This window comes from Pseudomonas sp. AC193 (assembly GCF_979258075.1).
Genome location: NZ_OZ409832.1, coordinates 5524712 through 5546880, shown reverse-complemented (window position 1 = coordinate 5546880; position 22169 = coordinate 5524712). Strand labels below are relative to the sequence as shown.

Here is a 22169-nt window from a genome sequence, read left to right as displayed (position 1 = left end):
GACGTTGTCCATCGCGATAGGCAAACGCTCTTGGCCCCCGGATTTGCGAACTCATGGGAGGCCGTTACTTCGCTTTCGCTTTATCGGAACTAAGAACTTTTCGCTCTTGAAGAAAAATGGCGCCCTCACCCTCAAAAAACAGAACATTGTCAGCAGTGAATGGCTCGCTATTCTCATCTCCAAACTTCAGCCAGCCTTCATCCCATAATGACCCATCATCATTTCGGATCTGGATAAAATAATAAGGCCGTTCGGACTTTGTGATTTCTATGAACTGTCCGCCATCGGCTCCACCCCGCCAATGAGCGTTCGGGTACTCGCTCAACAGACGCGGCTTATCTTTTGAAAAATCCATAAAATATATTCCAACAAATATCGCCAACAAAGAAAGCGCACCCATGAACATTAGAAAACGCTTTACCCAAATCAATCTTTTATCTCCAGAGTGTCAGTGCTGTACACGTAATTCAGGTCCGGCTTAACCGCCTGAAAGTCTTCCATATAATCTTTAGGAATGACGGCAAAATAAGGTCTGCTCGGTGCACCGAGATTGAGACTGTCAACTAAATCGGCAACGAAGGTCATGCAGTTATGGTCTGTCAGGTCGTAGGGTTTCCTATCCAGAGCCTTGTTTTCCTTCAATTTATTGTTCAGCCAAGTTTCGGCGTCAGAATATGCAGCTCCGCGGAGCACCACCCCAGATACATTGCCGGACTGTCCAAATGCTACGGCCATTTTTCTCAAGGTTTTCTTCAGCGACTGCTCAGTAATCGCGCCTGCCTTAATCGTAACGTCAGGCACCGCGCGAACCCTGACAACGCCAGGGGGGCCCTCCTCCCCTTGATACCGTCCATATTCTCCATACATCGTCTTTCCGGTTTTACCGTTGACAATCAAAACACCGGCATGCCCTAAATTTGGAACCTCGCGACTGAGCCCCAGCATTTCGACATGAATCTTGTAATCTGGAAATACGACTGGAATTACGAAGTCGTGATCACTCACCAGATAAATTTGAACCGGCGTTTTATCCTTGGCGGGTGTCGTCGCGACAGTTGCTACTTTTACAGCTTGAGGCATCTTACTCTCCCCTGACCAGCCAATTTGGCTTAGCTGCAATTTCGATGTTCTGCACGCTCCCCTTAGTTCCTAACGCCTTGGAAAGACCCACATCATCAGTTACACCATGGATTTCCGAACCATCTTCGAGAGTGGCCGTATAGGCCATATTTTTAAGTGGCTGACCAGATACTGGATCCATTAGTTGGACGCGGACATTGAATCCAAATATCTCCAAAGGAACTGGCGGCACAAACGGCGCCGGAGAATGCGAATTCCCGATAATCACCGTCCCGGAACCGGCAGTGACTTTATTGCCATGGTGTCCCTACCGAATCAACCGTCGCGGCAGGCTTGCCGTTGATCAAAACAGTGGTCGCCAAACCTCCCGACATCGCACCACCACACGCCGAGGCATCGCCCTGGCGGGCGGCCGCGAGGCCGTCGAAGAACACGTCGCCGGAACCGGCGGCGATCGGGTTGGTGCCGTGGCCGGGGAGCGGGCAAGCGGTGGGGTCGGATACGCGTGCTGCGGGTTTGCCAGACATCGGGAATCTCCTTAGTTGACCTTCACTTGACCGCTGCCATCCAGGCGCGCGGCGAAACTGACCTGGCGCTTGAAACCATCAACTTCCAGCAGGCCTTCGATGCTGAAGGCCAGGCGCAGCTGATCGTGATCACGCGGCAGGGAAATGACACGCACGTTGCTCAGGCGCGGCTCGTAGGCTTCGATGAAGCATTCGATGGCCAGACGGGCCTGACTCAGGGAGTCGTGCAGGCTCAGACGCATGTCATTGAGATCGGGCAACCCGTAGTCGGACAGCGTTTGCACGCTGCCGGCCCGGGTGCTGAGCATTTTGGCCAGATGGGCAGCCACGGACGCCATGGCGGAAACCTCGCGGCTCCAACCACTGCGTTTTTCTGCGTCGCCGTTAAGGCGCTCGAAAAGGCTGCCGTATCCGTCCATGAGTCGCTCTTACTCTTTGTCCAGCTTGCCAACCAGCGACAGGGTGAAATCGGCACCCATGTACTTGAAGTGCGGACGCACGTTCAAGCTCACGCGGTACCAGCCCGGCTCGCCTTCAACGTCGCTGACGATGATTTGCGCAGCGCGCAGCGGACGACGGCCACGCACTTCGGCGCTCGGGTTTTCCTGGTCGGCAACGTACTGACGGATCCACTTGTTCAGTTCCAGCTCGAGGTCGGTACGTTCTTTCCACGAACCGAGTTGCTCGCGCTGCAGCACTTTCAAGTAGTGAGCCAGGCGGTTGACGATCATCATGTACGGCAGTTGAGTGCCGAGCTTGTAGTTCAGCTCTGCAGCCTTGCCTTCAGCGCTGATGCCGAAGAACTTCGGCTTCTGCACCGAGCTTGCGGAGAAGAACGCCGCGTTGTCGGAGCCTTTGCGCATGGTCAGGGAGATGAAGCCTTCCTCGGCCAGTTCGTATTCACGACGGTCGCTGACCAGAACCTCGGTAGGGATCTTGGTTTCGATTTCGCCCATGCTTTCGAAATGGTGCAGCGGCAGGTCTTCAACAGCGCCACCGCTCTGTGGGCCGATGATGTTCGGGCACCAGCGGAATTTGGCGAAGCTGTCGGTCAGCTTGGTGCCGAACGCGTAAGCAGTGTTGCCCCACAGGTAGTGCTCGTGGCTGTTGGCAACGGTTTCCTTGTACACGAACGATTTCACCGGGTTTTCTTCCGGGTCGTACGGGTTGCGCAGCAGGAAACGCGGCACGGTCAGGCCAACGTAGCGGGAGTCTTCCGAAGTCCGGAAGCTCTGCCATTTGGCGAATTGCGGGCCTTCGAAGTGGTCTTTCAGATCTTTCAGATCCGGCAGGCCGGTGAAGCTTTCCAGACCGAAGAATTTCGGGCCGGCCGCAGCGATGAACGGCGCGTGAGACATGCAGGCAACGCTGGACACGTACTGCATCAGTTTCACGTCAGGCGAGCTTGGCGACATGTAGTAGTTGGCGATGATCGCGCCCACAGGCTGACCACCGAACTGGCCGTATTCAGCGGTGTAGATGTGCTTGTACAGGCCAGACTGCATGACTTCCGGCGAATCTTCGAAATCGTCCAGCAGGTCTTCTTTGGAGACGTTGAGGATTTCAATCTTGATGTTTTCGCGGAAGTTGGTGCGGTCGACCAGCAGCTGCAGACCACGCCACGACGATTCCAGCGCCTGGAAATCCGGGTGGTGCAGGATTTCGTCCATCTGACGGCTGAGCTTGGCATCGATCTCGGCGATCATGCGGTCAACCATGGCTTTCTTGACCGGCTCACCGTTGTTCTGCGGCTTGAGCAGTTCTTCGATGAAGGCCGACACGCCGCGTTTGGCGATGTCGTAGGCTTCGTCGTCCGGGGTCAGACGGGTTTCGGCGATGATGCTGTCGAGAATGCTGTACTCGCCGCTCGCGGCGCCTTTCTCTTGTGCTGCGCTAGTGCTCATTGTGTTGGCTTCCTTGGCTGCTGGGTTCAGGCGTCCGGGGCTGCGGCGTTGAGGCCCAGCTCACCGAGTACGCGACCGCGGGATTCGTCGTCGGCGAGCACGCCTTCGATGGCTTTACGGAACGCAGGGGCGTTACCCAGCGGGCCTTTGAGGGCCACCAGCGCATCGCGCAGTTCCATCAGTTTTTTCAGCTCAGGCACTTGCTCGACCAGGCTGGCCGGGTTGAAGTCCTTCATCGAATTGACGCGCAGCTGCACGCCCAACTCTTCCGTGCTGCCTTCTTCCTGCAGACGGTTCGGCACGTTCATCGACAGGCTCAGCTCTTGCTTGGCCAACACCTCGTCGAAGGTCACCTTGTCGATGCTGATCGGCTTGCGATCTTCGATCTTGCGTTCGTCCTTGCGGTGGGTGTAGTCACCGATTGCCAGCAGCTTCAGCGGCAGTTCAATCTCTTCCTGAGCACCGCCGGTGGCGGGTTTGAAGGTGACGTTGATGCGTTCCTTGGGGGCTACCGAGCCTTCTTTGGCCATGGCTTTTCTCCTTGCGGTTGTGGCCCTGGGGCCTATTCGAGTACCACTTCGAGATCGAGGTGGCACAGCCTGCGATAAATCTCTTCCTTGCGTTCACGTACGGCATGGTTCTGCGGCAACAACTCGCAGCAGCTATGCAGTAAATGCAGCACTTCCAATGCAAGATCGGGCTCCCAGGCGTGCAGGCCTGAGTCCTGTAATGTCTGATCGAGGGTTTCCAGCTGGTTCTTGGCCAGTTCGTATTTCTTGGCCATGAAGCACAACCGTGCGAGGGCGAACTGCCAGAAGAAACGCACGCGCCCACCCTGAGCGGCTTGCAGTCCTTGCTTGAGAATCTGCACGGCGGGCTTGAGGCCTTCCTTGCGCAGAATCGGCAGCACCTCTTCAAGGGCTTTTTCCCAGGCAGGCTGGGTTTCGACGTTGTCGCTTTCGACCTTGCGCGGCGCGCTGGCGCTTTGCAGATGCGGCATGACGTTAGCGGCGATCCACGCCCGAGTAGCGGGATCGGCGAACGGTGCGCCGTCATGGAAACGCAGTTCGATAATGCCGGGCAGCCGTTGAACCAAAAGCGCGAAGTGGATTTCCACTTCGCGCATGGCCAGCTCGGCGTTGAGGTTCTGGAGACATTCCCAGACCATCCTCTGGCCATCGAACCAGAACGGCGCCTTCGCCAGGCTCGCCTCCAGTTCCACCAGCAGGTCGGCGTATTTGCCCTGATCGAAGCGATCCTGATAGAGCTTGAGCTTGTCGACCGGCAGGCCGCGCAGCATGGTGATCTGCTCGGCGTTGCGCTCGGGCACCGCGTCGATGGTCATCCACAACAGCGTGCGGTTGAGACGCAAGGCGCGCAGATCAGTGGCTTTCTGCTTGAGCCACCAGGCACACAACGGGCGAGCGCTGTCTTGCTGGGCGCGCAATGCTTTGTGCGCGTCTTTTTCGTTGTCGATCGGCGCGCCAGGGGTGAGCAACTGGGTCGCGGCCTGCTTGACCTGCGCCACCGCTGCGCCCACCACACCGGGGGCCGGCTGATTGTCGGCAGCGCGCTGGATCATGGTTTTCAGGCGGCGGGAGATCGGCAGCAGCAGCGGCGACTCATCGCCCAAGTGCTCGGCGCAAGCGGCTTCAAGACCAGTCAGGTGATCGGAGAGCTGCCGAAACATCGGCAACTGCTCTTTGATCGCAATGTTTTCGGTGATGACCTGCTCAAGACGCGGCACCAGCCAGCCGATGGCGGCGGCACGGGTGCGGGGTTTGAGCGGGTGGACGTCGGCCCAGTTGTTTTCCGACAGATGGTGCAGCAAACCGAGGCCGGCCAGCAGCCCGGGGAAGGATTCACGCTGGTACAACGACCAGGTCAGCCAGGCGCCGACACGCAAATCCTTGGATTGGGTACGCAGCAGGTTTTCGCTGTTCTCACGGATTTTCAGCCAGTCGATCTGCCCGCTTTCGTGCATCGACGAGGCTTTGCTCAGCTCGCTTTCCAATGCCTCGAATTCGCTCGAAAAACGAACGTCTTCGCCCGCGAAATTCTCTTTGGAAACAGAGACTTTTGCGAGTTCGAGGTAATGAGCGGAAAGTTTGCTTGAGTAGGACATCCATGGCCTTTATTAAGGATTACGGTCATGCGCCTATTGGAATTGCATCGGCGCGGGACAGTATCGAAGAGCGGGTACGGGACTCATCCAATTGAGTTTGTGCTCTTTCAAGTGCGCGCATCGTAATCACTATGATGGCCACTAGCAAGCATCTGATTAAACAACAAGACGAAGTGTTCTTTAAATCACGTAGGAGGTTTCCCTATATTCCGTCAGGGAATCCCCGATGCCATTTTAATAGCATCGCTCTGGTCGATCCGGCCGCAAAGCCTCGATCCAGAGCTGTCGCCAGCGCCCTTGAAAACAGGAGCCGAACGAGTCGCCGGAAGCAGAGCGGAGCATGACAAGTTTTGAAAAATCTCGATGTAGGAAAACTCTGAAAGACTTCATTGCTGTTTCAATTAAACGCCGCGTGACAACAGACAATTAAAAAAGTGCCATCACAATGATGGCTTTTATATAGAAGGGATTATCAGCCGACTGGATTGCATACAATGTGCATATTGTTGCAAGAGTATTAATGGCGATCGCCATACAACGATATTTAGAAACCATCAGGCATAAAAAATGGGCATCCGATTCCATCGGTATGCCCATTTTTCCGCAACCGTTCTCCCCATTATTCAGGGAGTTCGTTGCAATTATGGATTGACGCTGTCTTTCAACGATTTGCCTGGCTTGAATGCAACGGTGTTGCTGGCCTTGATTTTCACCGGCTCGCCGGTTTGCGGGTTTTTGCCGGTACGGGCGCCGCGGTGGCGTTGCAGGAAGGTGCCGAAGCCCACCAGCGTGACGCTGTCCTTGCGGTGCAGAGCGCCGGTGATTTCTTCGAGAACGGCGTTAAGAACGCGGTTGGCCTGTTCTTTGGTCAGATCTGCTTTTTCAGCGATTGCAGCGGCGAGTTCTGGTTTACGCATTAGTGAAGCCCCTTTGACGGTTTTTTGTTGTTATGTCCGTGCTGTCCTCGTTGGAACAGCGCCCAAGGCGCCGCAGGTGCTCTACTCTGCGGCAGACGGGAGTGAGGATGGCACGCGGTTAAAGCCTGCGCCAGTCTCACCCGGATCTTTGTGGGGGCAAAAGCGGGGTGATTCCGACAGAACGACCGGTATTTACGCCAGCAAGGCTGGAAGCTGTTTGTTCAGGGCGAGTTTTTCCATCACCGCCGCGCCCGTCAGCGCATAACCGAGCAACTGGCCGTCTGCGTTATGGCACAACGCTTTGACGTCAGCGCCCTGCCCTTCGACCGTCCAGACGCCTTCGCTACCGCGTGGCGGCGGCGAAACAACCAACGGGCACACCGGGGTTTTCACAGTGATGGGCATAGGGCCGTAGGTCACCGCTGTAGGGTTTCCCGCCAGGGTTTGTGCCAGCGCACGCGCACAGCTCATGAGGGGCATGACGTACAACAGATTCAGCCCATCGACCTCGGCGCAATCGCCCAAGGCGTAGATATTGGCGTGGGACGTCTTCAAATGGCGATCAACCACGACACCGCGATTGACCTGCACGCCGGCAGCTGCCGCCAGATCGATGCGCGGGCGCAGACCGATGGCCGAGACCACCACATCGCAGGCGATGACCTGACCGTCGGAGAGGTGCGCCTCCAGACCGTCAGCGACTTTCTGCAAACGGGTGAGTACCGGGCCGAGGTGGAATTTGGCGCCGAGGCTTTCCAGTCCAGCCTGCACGGCGGCGGCAGCGGCCGGGTGCAGCAAGGTCGGCATGACCTGCTCGCATGGCGCAACCAGTTGCACTTCATAGCCGCCCAGAATCAGGTCATTGGCGAATTCGCAGCCAATCAGACCGGCGCCGAGCAGCAGCGCGCGGCGCTTGCCGGCGGCCGCGGCACGGAATCGCGCGTAGTCTTCGAGATCATTGATCGGGAACACCAGTTCGGCGCCATCGCCTTCGACCGGCACGCGCACGGTTTCCGCGCCCCACGCGAGAATCAGATCGCGATAGCTGACAGCTTCTTCGCCGATCCACAGACGCTTGTGGCCGGCATCGATTCCGCTGATGCGCGTGTGGGTGCGCACTTCCGCTTTCAATTGCTCGGCCATGACGCCCGGCTCGGCCATGCTCAGGCCATCGGCATCTTTGTTTTTGCCGAAACCGGTGGAGAGCATCGGTTTGGAGTAAGAGCGGCCGTCATCGGCGGTAATCAACAGCAGCGGAGTTTCGCTGTCGAGCTTGCGAAATTCCCGGGCCAGGTTATAGCCCGCCAGGCCGGTGCCGATGATGACGACAGGTGCGCTCATGCCTTACTCCTTTGGATTTACTTAGTTGATTTCGATCATTTCGAAGTCCATTTTGCCGACGCCGCAGTCCGGGCACAGCCAGTCTTCCGGCACGTCCTGCCACAGAGTGCCCGGCGCGATGCCGTCATCCGGCCAGCCGTCGGCTTCGTTGTAGATCAGGCCGCAGACCACACATTGCCACTTTTTCATTCAGGTACTTCCTCAGGGGTTCAGGCTTTTGCCGGCGCGGACGGTCGATGGGTGTTGCGCTGCCGTCCGGCTCAGCGCGTTTTGTACTGATGGAGCCGCGCAGATGCAAGCCTGTTCGGCGCAACGGCGACCCGGATCGCTCAATATCGCAGCTCGCCATGTTAAGCTCGCCGCCTCATTTGCGGCCAATAATGACTCATTGTGCAACAGACAAATTCCTCCCCGGCCCCGCTCTGGCTGACTCAAAGCCGACTGACGCCCCTCCCTGATTCGTTGACGCTCGACTGGCTGTTCGATGAAGGCTCCCTGACCCGCCGACTCACCCGTTTGTCCAACGACGGCTTTAGCGTGACGCCCTTGTTCGAAGGCTGGGACACCCTGCGTGCCGACGAATGCGCGGCGCTGGATCTGGCCGCAGGCAGTGAAGGCTGGGTGCGCGAGGTGTATTTGCGCGGCCACGGCGAGGCTTGGGTGTTTGCCCGCAGCGTCGCTTCGCGCGCCGCGTTGCAGGGCGACGGTTTGCACATGGACGAACTCGGCAGCCGCTCGTTGGGCGAGTTGCTGTTTTGCGATCAGGCGTTCCAGCGCCGCGCACTCGAAGTCTGCCACTACCCTGAAGCATGGCTGCCGCCCGCCGCCAAGGCGCCCGCACTGTGGGGCCGTCGTTCGCGTTTCGACCGTGGCGCGCTGAGCGTGCTGGTCGCGGAAATCTTCCTGCCGAGCCTGTGGCGCACCGCCCGCGCCCATTCGGAGAACTGCTGATGTATCAGAGCCTGCTCAAGTCCCTGAACCGTTTGAACCCGCGCGCCTGGGATTTCATTCAGCTGACCCGGATGGACAAGCCGATCGGCATTTACCTGCTGCTGTGGCCGACGCTGTGGGCGCTGTGGATTGCCGGCAAAGGCTCGCCGTCGCTGGCCAATGTGGTGATTTTTGTCCTCGGCGTAATCCTCACCCGCGCCGGCGGCTGCGTGATCAACGACTGGGCCGATCGCAAGGTCGACGGCCACGTCAAACGCACCGCACAACGGCCATTGGCGGCCGGCAGAATCAGTTCGAAAGAAGCGCTGGTGTTCTTTGCGCTGTTGATGGGCGTGAGTTTTCTGCTGGTGCTGTGCACCAACGCGCCGACCATCTGGTTGTCGCTGGGCGGTCTGGCGCTGGCGTTCACTTACCCGTTCATGAAGCGCTACACCTATTACCCGCAAGTGGTGCTGGGCGCGGCGTTCTCGTGGGGCATGCCGATGGCGTTCACTGCGGAGACGGGAGAGCTGCCGGCGGCGGCGTGGCTGCTGTGGATCGCCAACCTGCTGTGGACGGTGGGTTACGACACCTATTACGCGATGACCGACCGCGATGACGATTTAAAGATCGGCGTGAAGTCGACGGCGATTCTGTTTGGCGAAGCGGATCGGGTGATCATCCTGAGTTTGCAGGCGCTGTCGCTGGGCTGCCTGTTGCTGGCGGGGTCGAAGTTTGAGTTGGGGACGTGGTTTAACCTTGGTTTGCTGGTCGCTGCCGGTTGCTATGCGTGGGAGTTCTGGTACACGCGGGATCGCGACCGGTTGCGCTGCTTCAAGGCGTTTTTGCACAACCATTGGGCCGGGTTGGCGATATTCGTCGGGATCGTGCTGGATTACGCACTGCGCTGAAGATCCACACCTGTGGGAGCGGGCTTGCTCGCGAAGACGGAGTGTCAGTTAACGATGAGGGTGACTGACACGACGCTTTCGCGAGCAAGCCCGCTGCCACAGGGGGATTTGCGGTTACTTGGCTTTGGCGACTTTCCAGGCGCCGTCCATTTTGCCGTCACCGGTCATGTCACCGGCCTTTTTGTCCATCACGAAGGTGTACAGCGGCATGCCTTGGTAGGCCCACTGCATTTTGCCGTCGTCACGCTTGATAACCGTCCAGTCACCCATCGACTTATCGCCCGCCGCAGCCATCAACGGCGGCCAGTTCGTCGCGCACTTGTCATTGCACATGGACTTGCCCGCAGAGTCCTTGGCGAAGGTGTACAGGGTCATGCCCTTGTGATCGGTGTACATGCCGTCCTTTTCCATCGCCGGGTCGGCGGCGAATGCCATCGATGGCAATGCGAGGGCAGCGGCAAGCATCAGCGCTTTGAAAGAAACAGTCATTTGAGTCATGGAAACCTTCTTTTGTGGTTGTCAGGATTCGGACTTAAAGCTTAGTTCAGGATCGCGCCAATCGCCGGGCGACTAAAATACTGTCACACGACTGCAATAATTCCGTTATCTAATGCGGCGCAAGACAGTTAAATGACAAGAGGATTAAGGCATGGTTGGCAGGAGCATTCTGATCGTCGACGACGAAGCGCCCATTCGCGAAATGATCGCCGTTGCGTTGGAAATGGCCGGCTATGACTGCCTCGAGGCAGAGAACTCGCAGCAGGCGCACGCCATCATTGTCGACCGCAAGCCGGATCTGATCCTGCTCGACTGGATGCTGCCCGGCACTTCCGGCATCGAGCTGGCCCGCCGCCTCAAGCGTGACGAGCTGACCGGGGACATCCCCATCATCATGCTCACCGCCAAGGGCGAAGAGGACAACAAGATCCAGGGTCTGGAAGTCGGTGCCGACGACTACATCACCAAACCGTTTTCCCCGCGTGAACTGGTCGCCCGCCTCAAAGCCGTGCTGCGCCGCGCCGGCCCGACTGATGGCGAAGCGCCGATTGAAGTCGGTGGCTTGCTGCTCGACCCGATCAGCCACCGCGTGACCATCGACGGCAAACCCGCCGAGATGGGCCCGACCGAATACCGTCTGCTGCAATTCTTCATGACCCACCAGGAACGCGCCTACACCCGTGGCCAGTTGCTGGATCAGGTCTGGGGCGGCAACGTCTATGTTGAAGAGCGCACCGTTGACGTGCACATCCGCCGCCTGCGCAAGGCCCTCGGCGACGCCTACGAAAATCTGGTACAAACCGTGCGCGGCACTGGCTACCGGTTTTCCACCAAGGCATAAAACAGCAGCTGCAAGCGTCTAGCTACAAGCGGCAAGTTGAAGCCGATCCGCTTTAGCTTGAAGCTTGTGGCTTGAAACTCGAAGCTGCGTTAAGGACGCTCCGTGAATCAAAACTGGCATGGCACCCTGATTCGCCACATGCTGTTGCTGGTCACCGCCTGCCTGGTGATCGGCCTGATCACCGGCTATTACGGCTGGAGCCTTGCTGCAGGTCTGGGTATTTATCTGGCCTGGACGCTCAAGCAGTTGCTGCGGTTGCATGAATGGCTGCGCCTGCACCAACCCGATGAAGCACCGCCCGATGGCTATGGCCTGTGGGGTGAGGTTTTTGACAGCATCTATCACCTGCAACGCCGCGACCAACGCGTACGCGGGCGTCTGCAAGCGGTGATCGACCGGGTTCAGGAATCCACCGCCGCGCTGAAAGACGCGGTGATCATGCTCGACAGCGACGGTAATCTGGAATGGTGGAACCGCGCGGCGGAAACCTTGCTCGGTCTGAAGACCCCGCAGGACAGCGGCCAACCGGTGACCAACCTGGTGCGCCATCCGCGCTTCAAGGAGTACTTCGAGCAAGACAGCTACGCCGAGCCGCTGGAAATCCCCTCGCCGACCAATGATCGCCTGCGCATTCAGCTGTACATCACCCGCTACGGCAACAATGAACACTTGATGCTGGTGCGCGACGTCACGCGCATCCATCAGCTGGAACAGATGCGCAAAGACTTCATCGCCAACGTTTCCCACGAACTGCGCACACCGCTGACGGTGATCTGCGGCTATCTGGAAACCCTGCTCGACAACGTCGAAGAGGTGAACCCACGCTGGAGCCGAGCGCTGCAGCAGATGCAACAACAGGGCGGACGCATGCAGACGCTGCTCAACGACCTGTTGCTGCTGGCGAAACTGGAAGCCACTGATTACCCGTCGGACAACCAGCCAGTGCAGATCGACACGTTGCTGCAATCGATCAAAAGCGATGCGCAGCAATTGTCCGGCGCAAAAAACCAGCACATCACCCTTGAAGCCGATGCGAGCATTCTGCTCAAGGGCAGCGAGGCGGAGTTGCGCAGCGCGTTTTCCAATCTGGTGTTCAACGCGGTGAAGTACACCCCGGCCGAGGGCAATATCCGCATTCGCTGGTCGGGCGACGATCAAGGCGCGCACCTGAGCGTGCAGGATTCCGGGATCGGCATCGACAGCAAACACCTGCCGCGCCTGACCGAACGCTTCTACCGCGTCGACTCCAGCCGCAACTCCAACACCGGCGGCACCGGGCTGGGCCTGGCCATCGTCAAACACGTGTTGCTGCGCCACCGTGCACGGATGGAGATCAGCAGCGTTCCCGGCCACGGCAGCACGTTCACCTGCCATTTCGCCCCGGCTCAGGTGGCACATGCACGGGCGATCAGCGCCAGCGAATGATGCCGCCCGGCACGCGCCACTAGGCAATCGCCCGGTCAGCCGCTACATTGGCTGACTTGTGCCTGCCTTTCAGGCGCGGCTTTTACCTTCTTTTGAATCATACGGAACCCGCAAAACTCCATCATCGACCCTTCCCCTGGCTTGTCCCTCGCAACAATATTTGCCGATTTCGGCATGATCCTATTTGCTCTGATCCTGGTTTTGCTCAACGGTTTTTTCGTTGCGGCGGAATTCGCCATGGTCAAACTGCGCTCGACCCGCGTCGAGGCCATCGCTGAACAGAACGGCTGGCGCGGGCATATCCTGCGCACCGTACACAGTCAGCTCGATGCGTACCTCTCGGCGTGTCAGCTCGGTATCACCCTCGCCTCCCTGGGCCTGGGCTGGGTCGGTGAGCCGGCGTTCGCGCACATTCTTGAGCCGCTGCTGAGCGCGGTCGGTGTGCAATCGGCCGAGGTCGTCAAAGGCGTCTCCTTCTTCACCGCGTTCTTCATCATTTCGTACCTGCACATCGTCGTCGGCGAGCTGGCCCCCAAATCGTGGGCGATCCGCAAACCGGAGCTGCTGTCGCTGTGGACGGCGGTGCCGCTGTACCTGTTCTACTGGGCGATGTACCCGGCCATTTACCTGCTCAACGCCAGCGCCAACGCGATTCTGCGCATCGCCGGCCAGGGCGAACCCGGCCCGCACCACGAACACCATTACAGCCGCGAAGAACTGAAACTGATTCTGCACTCCAGCCGTGGCCAGAACCCCAGCGACCAAGGCATGCGCGTGCTGGCTTCGGCGGTGGAAATGGGCGAACTGGAAGTGGTCGACTGGGCCAACTCCCGCGAAGACCTGATCTCGCTGGAATTCAATGCGCCGCTGAAGGAAATTCTGGCGATGTTCCGTCGCCACAAGTTCAGCCGCTATCCGGTGTATGACAGCGAGCGTCAGGAGTTCGTCGGCCTGCTGCACATCAAGGATCTGCTGCTGGAACTGGCGGCGCTGGATCACATTCCCGAGTCGTTCAACCTGGCTGAACTGACTCGTCCGCTGGAGCGCGTGTCGCGCCATATGCCGCTGTCGCAGTTGCTGGAGCAGTTCCGCAAGGGCGGCTCGCACTTCGCCGTGGTCGAGGAGGCTGACGGCAACATCATCGGCTACCTGACCATGGAAGACGTGCTGGAAGTGCTGGTCGGCGACATTCAGGACGAACACCGCAAGGCTGAACGCGGCATCCTCGCCTATCAGCCGGGCAAGCTGCTGGTGCGTGGCGACACGCCGTTGTTCAAGGTGGAGCGTCTGCTCGGCATCGACCTCGACCACATCGAAGCGGAAACCCTCGCTGGCCTGGTCTATGAAACCCTCAACCGCGTGCCGGAGGAGGAAGAAGTGCTTGAAGTCGAAGGCCTGCGGATCATCATTAAAAAGATGAAAGGCCCGAAGATTGTGCTGGCGAAGGTGTTGATGCTGGATTGATCAGGATGGCGGGCGGCTTTTGTGGCGAGGGGATTTATCCCCGTTGGGCTGCGAAGCGGCCCCAAATCCTTCATCCCTGTATTGACTGACACACCGCATTGAATGTTTTGGGACGGCTTCGCCGTCCAACGGGGATAAATCCCCTCGCCACAGTTGATCTTCACCGCATCACTGTTTGCCCAACGCAAAGTTGGGCAACGCGCCCAGTGGCTGGTTGAACTGATACGGAATCGATACCAGCCCCTGCCCCGTATTGCGCTGCACCACAAAGTGCAAATGCGGGCCGCTGCTGTTGCCGGTGTTGCCGGACAGCGCCAGAGGACTGCCGACCGTCACCTGCTGCCCTTCCCTGACGCTCACCGAACCTTGCTTCAAATGCAGATACACACCCATCGTCCCGTCATTGTGCAAAACCCGCACGAAGTTGCCGGACGGATCGGTGCCGCGACCGCTCTGTGAGTTTTCGACTTTCACCACAACGCCCGCGCGCGCCGCGATGATTGGCGTGCCGACCGGCATGGCGATGTCCATCGCGTAACGATTCTTCGGGCCGAAGTGGCTGTACTGCCCCTCAGCACCCTGACTCAAGCGAAACGGCCCGCCGCGCCACGGCAGCGGATAGCGATAGCTCTGCGCGACGCCAACGGGGTTGCCGAGGGAATATTGAAACTGCGGCGAATATTGCAACGGTTGGCCGGCAGTAATCGGCGTCAACAGCGCCATCCGGGTTTTGCTGCGCGCCGGCAGCACCCGACGGATGGCTTTTGCCGGCGCACCGCGTACGTTGCTCAGGCTGATAAACGCCAGCGCGATCTCGACCGGCGCGTACAGATCGTTGCGCACGAACACCACGTCGCCGCCCTTCTGCTTCTTGATGTCGAGGTACACCTGACGCTCCAGGTGCTCGACCATGCGATCCTGAAACACGAACTCCTTCGCGCCTTCGCTCGGGCGATCGCTGTACGAGACCACACCGTTGGCATCGGTGGATTTATAGACAGTGACGGCCACAGCCGAGGTAGAGGCCAAGAGAAAACCACAGAGAAACAGCAGGCGCGCGAACATGGGCAAGAGTCTGTCGAAGGAAGGCCTGAAAAGAGCCTAGCAGGTGAAACAGACCGGGGGAGTCGACAGATGTTTCAATTTGGCTAAAGGCAAAACAAAAGATCGCAGCCTTCGGCAGCTCCTACATTGGAATGCGATCCCTGTAGGAGCTGCCGCAGGCTGCGATCTTTTCAGGCGCGCCTCTCACGCGCCGGGGATGAAGTGCTTCTGCGCCGTGCCACGTGCGATCAGGCGGGAGATGTAGTCGAGCTTCTGTGCGTCCTGATCGACGAAGCGGAAGGTCAGTTGCAGCCATTCGCTGTCGGGCTTTTGCTCATGCGCGACCACCGCGTGCAGATAGCCATTGAGGCGGGCGATCTCGGCATTGTCGCCCTGCTCCAGATCGAGCACCGCGCTGTCGAGGATCTGCGGCAGGTTCTCGCTGCGCTTCACCACCAGCAGCGCTTCTTTGAGGCTCAACGCTTTGATCACGCATTGCTGCGTGCCGCTCGGCAGCCGCAACTGGCCATGCCCACGACCACCGCTTGGCGCTGCCGAAGCGGCAGGTGCTTTGACGGGCGGGCTGTTGAGCAAACCGCGCGCCGGTGCAGCCGCTGGCGCAGGTGCTGCAACCACGGGCGCTTTACCGCCGGTCAATGCGCTCAGGGAATCGTTGCCGAATGCCGAATTCATCTTGGTCGGGGCGCTGTTCATCAGGGCGTCGAGCTTGCCGATCTTGTTCAGGGCCTGTTTGACCTTGGTCAGCAGTTGCTCGTTGGTGAACGGTTTGCTGACGTAGCCGGAAACGCCGGCCTGAATCGCCTGCACCACGTTCTCTTTATCGCCACGGCTGGTGACCATAATGAAGGGCATGGTTTTCAGGTTGTCTTGCTCGCGGCACCAGGTCAGCAGTTCGAGGCCGGACATTTCCGGCATTTCCCAGTCGCACAGCACCAGGTCGAACGCTTCCTTGGTCAGCATGGCCTGAGCCTTTTTGCCGTTGATGGCGTCCTCGGTGCGGATCCCCGGGAAGTAATTGCGCAGGCACTTTTTCACCAGGTCACGAATGAACGACGCGTCGTCCACGACCAACACACTGATCTTGCTCATCCAACACCCCTATTAAAATCCCGGCAAGCATAACGCTGGCTGATGGCACATTGCCAAAACTCTTCAGTCACGCCGGGACTTTTCGTTCGCGGGTGCTGCTTTTTTATCGAAAGCTGTAAACGAAAACGCCCGGCCAAAGGGCCGGGCGCTTTACTCAGGCAATCTTACTTATCGTCAGCAACGTCCGGAACATTAGCGGTTTCGCCGCTTGTGCCTTGAACTTCTTCCTTCATGCGCTTGAGGCCCATGTGGCGCACGTCGGTGCCGCGCACCAGGTAAATCACCAGCTCGGAGATGTTGCGCGCATGGTCGCCGATGCGCTCCAGCGAACGCAGCACCCAGATGATGCTCAACACGCGCGAGATAGAGCGCGGATCTTCCATCATGTAAGTCGCCAGCTCACGCAGGGCGGTTTTGTATTCGCGGTCGATAATCTTGTCGTACTGCGCCACCGACAACGCCAGATCGGCGTCGAAACGGGCGAACGCGTCCAGCGCATCGCGCACCATGTTGCGCACCTGGTCGCCAATGTGGCGAACCTCGACGTAACCGCGTGGCGCTTCGCCTTCTTCGCACAGCTGAATCGCGCGACGAGCGATCTTGGTCGCCTCATCACCGATGCGCTCCAGGTCGATCACCGACTTGGAGATGCTGATAATCAGACGCAAGTCGGACGCCGCCGGCTGACGACGGGCCAGAATGCGCAGGCATTCTTCGTCGATGTTGCGTTCCATCTGGTTGATCTGGTCGTCGATCTCGCGCACTTGCTGGGCCAGACCCGAGTCGGCCTCGATCAGCGCGGTGACCGCGTCGTTGACCTGCTTCTCGACCAGCCCGCCCATGGCCAGGAGGTGGCTGCGCACTTCTTCCAGTTCGGCGTTGAACTGCGCGGAAATGTGGTGGGTAAGGCCTTCTTTACTAATCATGTTGGCGTCCTTGGAGCGTCCGGTAAGGTGCGGCGGGCCGCAGCGTCAATTCAGTGAGCGACAACCAGTGTCTGCTAGCCGTAACGACCGGTGATGTAGTCTTCGGTCTGCTTCTTGGCCGGATTGGTGAACAGGGTATCGGTGTCGCCGAATTCCACCAGTTTGCCCATGTACATGAACGCCGTGTAGTCCGACACCCGCGCCGCCTGCTGCATGTTGTGGGTCACGATGACGATGGTGAACTTGGACTTGAGCTCGTAGATCAGCTCTTCGACTTTCAGGGTCGAGATCGGGTCGAGTGCCGAGCACGGTTCGTCGAGCAGCAGCACTTCCGGCTCCACGGCGATGGTACGGGCGATTACCAGACGCTGTTGCTGACCACCGGACAGGCCGAGTGCCGAGTCATGCAGACGGTCTTTCACTTCGTCCCACAGGGCCGCGCCTTTCAACGCCCACTCGACGGCTTCGTCGAGGATGCGCTTCTTGTTGATGCCCTGGATGCGCAGGCCGTAAACCACGTTTTCGTAGATGGTCTTCGGGAACGGGTTGGGCTTCTGGAACACCATGCCGACCCGGCGACGCAGCTCGGCCACGTCCTCGCCCTTGCGGTAGATGTTGTTGCCGTAGAGGTTGATCGCGCCCTCGACGCGGCAGCCGTCCACCAGGTCGTTCATGCGGTTGAAGGTACGCAGCAGCGTGGACTTGCCACAGCCGGACGGGCCGATGAAGGCGGTCACGCGCTGTTTCGGAATGTTCATGCTGACGTCGTACAGCGCTTGTTTCTCGCCGTAGAACAGGCTCAGGCCCGGCACTTCGATGGCCACGGTTTCCTGCTCGAGGTTCAGGCTCTGCTTGTCGCGGCCCAGGGCAGACATGTTGATGCCGTGGGTATGTGTTTCGTGCTGCATGGGAGGCTCCCTGTGCTAACAAATTCGGTTCGGTTGGCTGCCGGGAATCAGACCGGCAGCCCTTCAATGCTTGTAACGGCGATCAGCTGTCCAGCGCCTTGTACTTCTCGCGCAGGTGGTTACGAATCCACACCGCCGACAGGTTGAGCACGGCAATCACCAGCACCAGCAGCAACGCGGTGGCGTACACCAGCGGTCGTGCGGCTTCGACGTTCGGGCTCTGGAAGCCGACGTCATAAATATGGAAGCCCAGGTGCATGATCTTCTGGTCCAGGTGCAGGTACGGGTAGTTGCCATCCACCGGCAGCGACGGCGCCAGTTTCACCACACCCACCAGCATCAGCGGCGCCACTTCACCGGCGGCGCGGGCCACGGCGAGGATCATGCCGGTCATCATGGCCGGGCTGGCCATCGGGATCACGATCTTCCACAGGGTTTCAGCCTTGGTCGCGCCCAGGGCCAGCGAGCCCTCACGCACGGTGCGAGGAATCCGCGCCAGGCCTTCTTCAGTGGCCACGATCACCACCGGCACCGCCAGCAGCGCCAGGGTCAAAGAAGCCCACAGCAGACCCGGCGTACCGAAGGTCGGTGCCGGCAGTGCTTCCGGGAAGAACAAGCGGTCGACCGAACCACCCAGCACGTAGACGAAGAAACCCAGGCCGAATACGCCGTAAACGATCGCCGGAACACCCGCGAGGTTGTTCACCGCGATCCGGATGATCCGGGTCAGGGCGTTCTGCTTGGCGTACTCACGCAGGTACACCGCCGCCAGCACGCCGAACGGGGTCACGATCATCGCCATGATCAGGGTCATCATCACGGTGCCGAAGATGGCCGGGAAGATCCCGCCTTCGGTGTTCGCTTCACGCGGATCGTCGGACAGGAACTCCCAGATCTTGCTGAAGTAGAAACCGACCTTGGTGAAGGTGCTCATGGCGTTCGGCTGGTAGGCGTGAACCACTTTGCCCAGACCGATTTCGATTTCCTTGCCGTTGGCATCGCGAGCGGTCAAAGCGTCACGGTTGAACTGCGCGTGCAGATCGGCCAGACGTGCTTCTACGTCTTGATAACGGGCGTTCAGCTCGGCGCGCTCGGCATCCATGTCGGCTTGCGCGGTGGCGTCGAGTTTGCCTTCCAGCTCCAGCTTGCGACCGTGCAGACGGATGCGCTCGAGACCGGCGTTGATCGCGCCAATGTCGGTTTTTTCCAGCGACTTGAGTTGCGCGGCGAGGCCGTTCACACGGTTGATCCGCGCTTGCAGCTCAGGCCAGGCCGCTTCGCCTTCGGCGATCACCTTGCCGTCCTGTTTGACGTTGACCAGGTAGCCGTAGAAGTTGCCCCACTCGCGACGCTCGATCGCCATCAGCTCTGGCGGCGTGGTCTGGTTGGTCAGCCACTCGCCGACGATCCAGGTGAAGTCGTTGCCGTTCAGGTCACGGTTGCCGACCTTGATCAGCTCGCGGGTCATGAATTCCGGGCCGGCGTCCGGCACCGGCAGACCGGCGCTCTTCAGACGTGCACGCGGCACTTCTTCTTTCTGCACCACTTCGCCGATGACCAGGTGATTGCCCTGGCCCGGGACGTCGTAGCTGGCATGCACCAGATCCGCCGGCCAGAAGTGACCCAGACCGCGCACGGCAATCACCGCCAGCAGGCCAATGGTCATGATGACCGCGATGGACACCGCGCCACCGCTGATCCAGACGCCCGGGGCGCCGCTCTTGAACCATCCATTCAGGGAGTTCTGTTTCACAGACTTCTACCTTTCTTAAAGCGACGAGTATTTCTTGCGCAGACGCTGACGAATCAGTTCCGCGAGGGTGTTCATGACGAAGGTGAACAACAGCAGCACCAGCGCCGAGAGGAACAGCACGCGGTAGTGGCTGCCGCCGACTTCCGACTCCGGCATTTCCACCGCGACGTTGGCTGCCAGGGTGCGCAGGCCTTCGAACAGGTTCATTTCCATGACCGGGGTGTTGCCGGTGGCCATCAGCACGATCATGGTTTCACCGACCGCACGGCCCATGCCGATCATCAGCGCCGAGAAAATGCCCGGGCTGGCGGTCAGGATCACCACGCGCGTCATGGTCTGCCACGGCGTGGCACCGAGGGCCAGCGAGCCCAGGGTCAGGCCGCGCGGCACGCTGAACACGGCGTCTTCGGCGATCGAGTAGATGTTAGGGATCACCGCAAAACCCATGGCCAGACCAACCACCAGTGCGTTGCGCTGGTCGTAGGTGATGCCCAGGTCGTGGGAGATCCACATGCGCATGTCACCGCCGAAGAACCAGTTCTCCATGAACGGGCTCATGTACAGCGACAGCCAGCCCACGAACAGGATCACCGGGATCAGCAGTGCACTTTCCCAGCCGTCCGGGACTTTCAGGCGGATCGACTCAGGCAGGCGGCTGAAGGTGAAACCGGCGACCAGGATGCCGATCGGCAACAGCATCAGCAGGCTGAAGATGCCCGGCAGATGCCCTTCTACATACGGTGCGAGGAACAGGCCGGCGAAGAAGCCGAGGATCACCGTCGGCATCGCTTCCATCAGCTCGATCACCGGTTTGACCTTGCGGCGCATGCCCGGGGCCATGAAGTACGCGGTGTAGATTGCAGCAGCAACCGCCAGCGGCGCGGCCAGCAGCATTGCGTAGAACGCGGCTTTCAGGGTGCCGAAGGTCAGTGGCGAGAGGCTCAGTTTCGGTTCGAAATCGGTGTTGGCCGCGGTCGATTGCCAGACGTATTTAGGCTCGTCGTAGTTCTCGTACCAGACCTTGCTCCACAGCGCGCTCCACGACACTTCCGGGTGCGGGTTGTCGAGCAGCAGCGGTTGCAGCTTGCCGCCGGCTTCGACGATCACGCGGTTGGCACGTGGCGACAGACCGAACAAGCCCTGACCTTCTACGACTTGATCGACCAACAGCGTGCGGTGCGCGGTGCTGTGGAACACGCCGAGCTTGCCGCTGGCATCCAGCGCGAGGAAGCCTTTGCGACGTTCTTCAGCGGTGATTTCAACGATCGGCGTGGTGCCCATCTGGAAGGTGCGAATCTGCTTCAGACGCTGCTCACCATCCGGGTCACGCGCCATGAACCACTGGGCCAGACCACCCTTGGAGTCGCCAATGATCAGCGAGATACCACCGACCAACTGAGTGGAAGCGGTGACTTCAGCGTCGCCGTTTTCGAGCAGTTTGTAGCGACCATTGAGGCTCTTGTCGCGCAGGCTGAACACGTCAGCCTGAGCACGCCCGTTGACCACGTAGAGCCATTGCTGGCGTGGGTCGACGAAGATGTTTTTCACCGACTCGGTCATCTGCGGCAGATCGATACGCTTCTGCTCGTTGGTGACTTCGCCGGTCATCATGTTTTCTTCGCTGGTCAGCGACAACACGTTGAGTTGCGAACCGGTCGAGCCCACCAGCATCAGCGTGGTGTCGGTGGCGTTAAGGCTGACGTGCTCCAGCGCACCGCCGCTTTCGTTGAGCGCGATCGGCGTCTCGCCGTACGGATATTCGATGGCCGGGGTGATGGTTTTCTTGCCATCGGGGTAGCTGACTTTATAGGTGTGACGGAACACCAGCGCCTGACCGTTGGACAGGCCCACGGCCACCAGCGGATGACCCGGCTGATCTTCACCCAACGAGGTCACGGTGGTGCCGGCCGGAACCGGCAGATCGACGCGCTTCAATTCAGCGCCACTGTCGATATCAAAGAACAGCGCCTGACCCTTGTCGGACACGCGCATGGCCACCTGATTCTGCTCTTCGAGCGAAATCATCAGCGGCTTGCCGGCGTCCTGCATCCAGGCGGGGGTGATCGCATCTTTCGCGGTCAGGTCGGCACCCTTGAACAGCGGCGCAACCACGTAGGCGAGAAAGAAGAAGATCAGGGTGATGGCTGCCAGCACCGCCAGGCCGCCAACGAGGACGTACCAATGGGTGAAGCGATCCTTGAGCGCACGAATACGGCGCTTGCGTTGCAGCTCAGGCGTATTGAAATCAATGCGCTTGGGAGGGGAAGTCGTAGTCATTGGGGAATTGGCCAGATCATTCATGCGCACACCCTAGCGATCCTGTATGACAGAAAGATGACAATGCAGTGACGCACCAAATCCACCGCCAGCGGGTACTGGCAGCGGATCGAAAATTTGGAGGCCGGCCGGGCCGGCATTTGTAGGAGCCGAGCTTGCTCGCGAAAGCGGTTTATCAGGGATATCGG

Annotated in this window: 21 protein-coding genes and 1 pseudogene; 5 read left to right on the top strand and 17 right to left on the bottom strand. The window is 59.5% G+C overall.

Annotation, left to right across the window (positions count from 1 at the left end):
• Positions 1-64: 64 nt before the first annotated feature.
• The 10 genes and pseudogenes from ACZZ0D_RS24850 to ACZZ0D_RS24805 form a co-directional block, all read right to left on the bottom strand.
• On the bottom strand, positions 65-406 hold the full coding sequence (locus ACZZ0D_RS24850; RefSeq protein ID WP_463554531.1) for a hypothetical protein: 342 nt from the start codon (positions 404-406) through the stop codon (positions 65-67).
• A 20-nt stretch (positions 407-426) separates the two neighbouring features.
• Positions 427-1080: a hypothetical protein gene (locus ACZZ0D_RS24845; RefSeq protein ID WP_463554530.1), complete on the bottom strand. Its 654-nt coding sequence runs from the start codon at positions 1078-1080 to the stop codon at positions 427-429.
• A 1-nt stretch (position 1081) separates the two neighbouring features.
• Positions 1082-1607: pseudogene (locus ACZZ0D_RS24840) on the bottom strand (PAAR domain-containing protein).
• A gap of 11 nt (positions 1608-1618) precedes the next feature.
• Positions 1619-2026: a type VI secretion system baseplate subunit TssE gene (tssE, locus tag ACZZ0D_RS24835; RefSeq protein ID WP_053125113.1), complete on the bottom strand. Its 408-nt coding sequence runs from the start codon at positions 2024-2026 to the stop codon at positions 1619-1621.
• A 9-nt stretch (positions 2027-2035) separates the two neighbouring features.
• Positions 2036-3511 carry a type VI secretion system contractile sheath large subunit gene (gene tssC, locus ACZZ0D_RS24830; RefSeq protein ID WP_042561804.1) on the bottom strand — a complete coding sequence of 492 codons (1476 nt, stop codon included), beginning with the start codon at positions 3509-3511 and terminating at the stop codon, positions 2036-2038.
• Positions 3512-3537: 26 nt separating this feature from the next.
• Positions 3538-4041: a type VI secretion system contractile sheath small subunit gene (gene tssB, locus ACZZ0D_RS24825; protein WP_053125115.1), complete on the bottom strand. Its 504-nt coding sequence runs from the start codon at positions 4039-4041 to the stop codon at positions 3538-3540.
• A 32-nt stretch (positions 4042-4073) separates the two neighbouring features.
• Complete coding sequence (tssA, locus tag ACZZ0D_RS24820) at positions 4074-5636, bottom strand: type VI secretion system protein TssA (protein WP_212545369.1); 1563 nt, start codon at positions 5634-5636, stop codon at positions 4074-4076.
• Positions 5637-6277: 641 nt separating this feature from the next.
• Complete coding sequence (locus tag ACZZ0D_RS24815; protein ID WP_003213368.1) at positions 6278-6553, bottom strand: HU family DNA-binding protein; 276 nt, start codon at positions 6551-6553, stop codon at positions 6278-6280.
• A gap of 192 nt (positions 6554-6745) precedes the next feature.
• The gene (locus ACZZ0D_RS24810; RefSeq protein ID WP_463554529.1) at positions 6746-7894 is read right to left on the bottom strand and encodes an FAD-dependent oxidoreductase; all 1149 of its coding nucleotides are present in this window, start codon (positions 7892-7894) and stop codon (positions 6746-6748) included.
• A gap of 21 nt (positions 7895-7915) precedes the next feature.
• Positions 7916-8083, bottom strand: a complete 168-nt coding sequence (locus ACZZ0D_RS24805; RefSeq protein WP_007954349.1) for a rubredoxin — start codon at positions 8081-8083, stop codon at positions 7916-7918.
• A gap of 201 nt (positions 8084-8284) precedes the next feature.
• Here ACZZ0D_RS24805 and ACZZ0D_RS24800 point away from each other — a divergent pair, with 201 nt between their 5' ends.
• Together ACZZ0D_RS24800 and ubiA are read left to right on the top strand one after the other, a co-directional pair.
• Positions 8285-8845 (top strand): chorismate--pyruvate lyase family protein, encoded by a 561-nt coding sequence (locus ACZZ0D_RS24800; RefSeq protein WP_463554528.1) that lies wholly within the window; start codon positions 8285-8287, stop codon positions 8843-8845.
• Entirely contained in the window at positions 8845-9735 is an 891-nt protein-coding gene (gene ubiA, locus ACZZ0D_RS24795) for a 4-hydroxybenzoate octaprenyltransferase (RefSeq protein WP_463554527.1), read from the top strand. Before ACZZ0D_RS24800 ends, ubiA begins: the two co-directional genes overlap by 1 nt.
• Before the next feature lie 114 nt (positions 9736-9849).
• Here the strand turns inward: ubiA and ACZZ0D_RS24790 are convergent, their stop codons facing one another.
• Positions 9850-10233: a COG4315 family predicted lipoprotein gene (locus ACZZ0D_RS24790; RefSeq protein WP_053125125.1), complete on the bottom strand. Its 384-nt coding sequence runs from the start codon at positions 10231-10233 to the stop codon at positions 9850-9852.
• Positions 10234-10384: 151 nt separating this feature from the next.
• Here ACZZ0D_RS24790 and phoB point away from each other — a divergent pair, with 151 nt between their 5' ends.
• The 3 genes from phoB (at position 10385) to ACZZ0D_RS24775 (ending at position 13963) form a co-directional block, all read left to right on the top strand.
• Positions 10385-11074, top strand: a complete 690-nt coding sequence (gene phoB / locus ACZZ0D_RS24785) for a phosphate regulon transcriptional regulator PhoB (RefSeq protein ID WP_007896474.1) — start codon at positions 10385-10387, stop codon at positions 11072-11074.
• 138 nt (positions 11075-11212) lie between these two features.
• The gene (phoR, locus tag ACZZ0D_RS24780; protein WP_218959328.1) at positions 11213-12499 is read left to right on the top strand and encodes a phosphate regulon sensor histidine kinase PhoR; all 1287 of its coding nucleotides are present in this window, start codon (positions 11213-11215) and stop codon (positions 12497-12499) included.
• A 123-nt stretch (positions 12500-12622) separates the two neighbouring features.
• Positions 12623-13963 carry a hemolysin family protein gene (locus tag ACZZ0D_RS24775; protein ID WP_053125129.1) on the top strand — a complete coding sequence of 447 codons (1341 nt, stop codon included), beginning with the start codon at positions 12623-12625 and terminating at the stop codon, positions 13961-13963.
• Between the two features lie 168 nt (positions 13964-14131).
• Here the strand turns inward: ACZZ0D_RS24775 and ACZZ0D_RS24770 are convergent, their stop codons facing one another.
• The 6 genes from ACZZ0D_RS24770 to ACZZ0D_RS24745 form a co-directional block, all read right to left on the bottom strand.
• The gene (locus tag ACZZ0D_RS24770; protein WP_463554526.1) at positions 14132-15028 is read right to left on the bottom strand and encodes a peptidoglycan DD-metalloendopeptidase family protein; all 897 of its coding nucleotides are present in this window, start codon (positions 15026-15028) and stop codon (positions 14132-14134) included.
• Between the two features lie 183 nt (positions 15029-15211).
• Positions 15212-16117: a response regulator gene (locus ACZZ0D_RS24765; RefSeq protein WP_212545374.1), complete on the bottom strand. Its 906-nt coding sequence runs from the start codon at positions 16115-16117 to the stop codon at positions 15212-15214.
• Between the two features lie 164 nt (positions 16118-16281).
• Positions 16282-17043 carry a phosphate signaling complex protein PhoU gene (gene phoU / locus ACZZ0D_RS24760; RefSeq protein ID WP_053125136.1) on the bottom strand — a complete coding sequence of 254 codons (762 nt, stop codon included), beginning with the start codon at positions 17041-17043 and terminating at the stop codon, positions 16282-16284.
• Positions 17044-17117: 74 nt separating this feature from the next.
• The gene (pstB, locus tag ACZZ0D_RS24755; protein WP_065258233.1) at positions 17118-17951 is read right to left on the bottom strand and encodes a phosphate ABC transporter ATP-binding protein PstB; all 834 of its coding nucleotides are present in this window, start codon (positions 17949-17951) and stop codon (positions 17118-17120) included.
• An 82-nt stretch (positions 17952-18033) separates the two neighbouring features.
• Positions 18034-19704, bottom strand: a complete 1671-nt coding sequence (gene pstA, locus ACZZ0D_RS24750) for a phosphate ABC transporter permease PstA (protein WP_463554525.1) — start codon at positions 19702-19704, stop codon at positions 18034-18036.
• A gap of 15 nt (positions 19705-19719) precedes the next feature.
• Positions 19720-22005: an ABC transporter permease subunit gene (locus ACZZ0D_RS24745; RefSeq protein WP_463554524.1), complete on the bottom strand. Its 2286-nt coding sequence runs from the start codon at positions 22003-22005 to the stop codon at positions 19720-19722.
• Positions 22006-22169 lie beyond the last annotated feature (164 nt).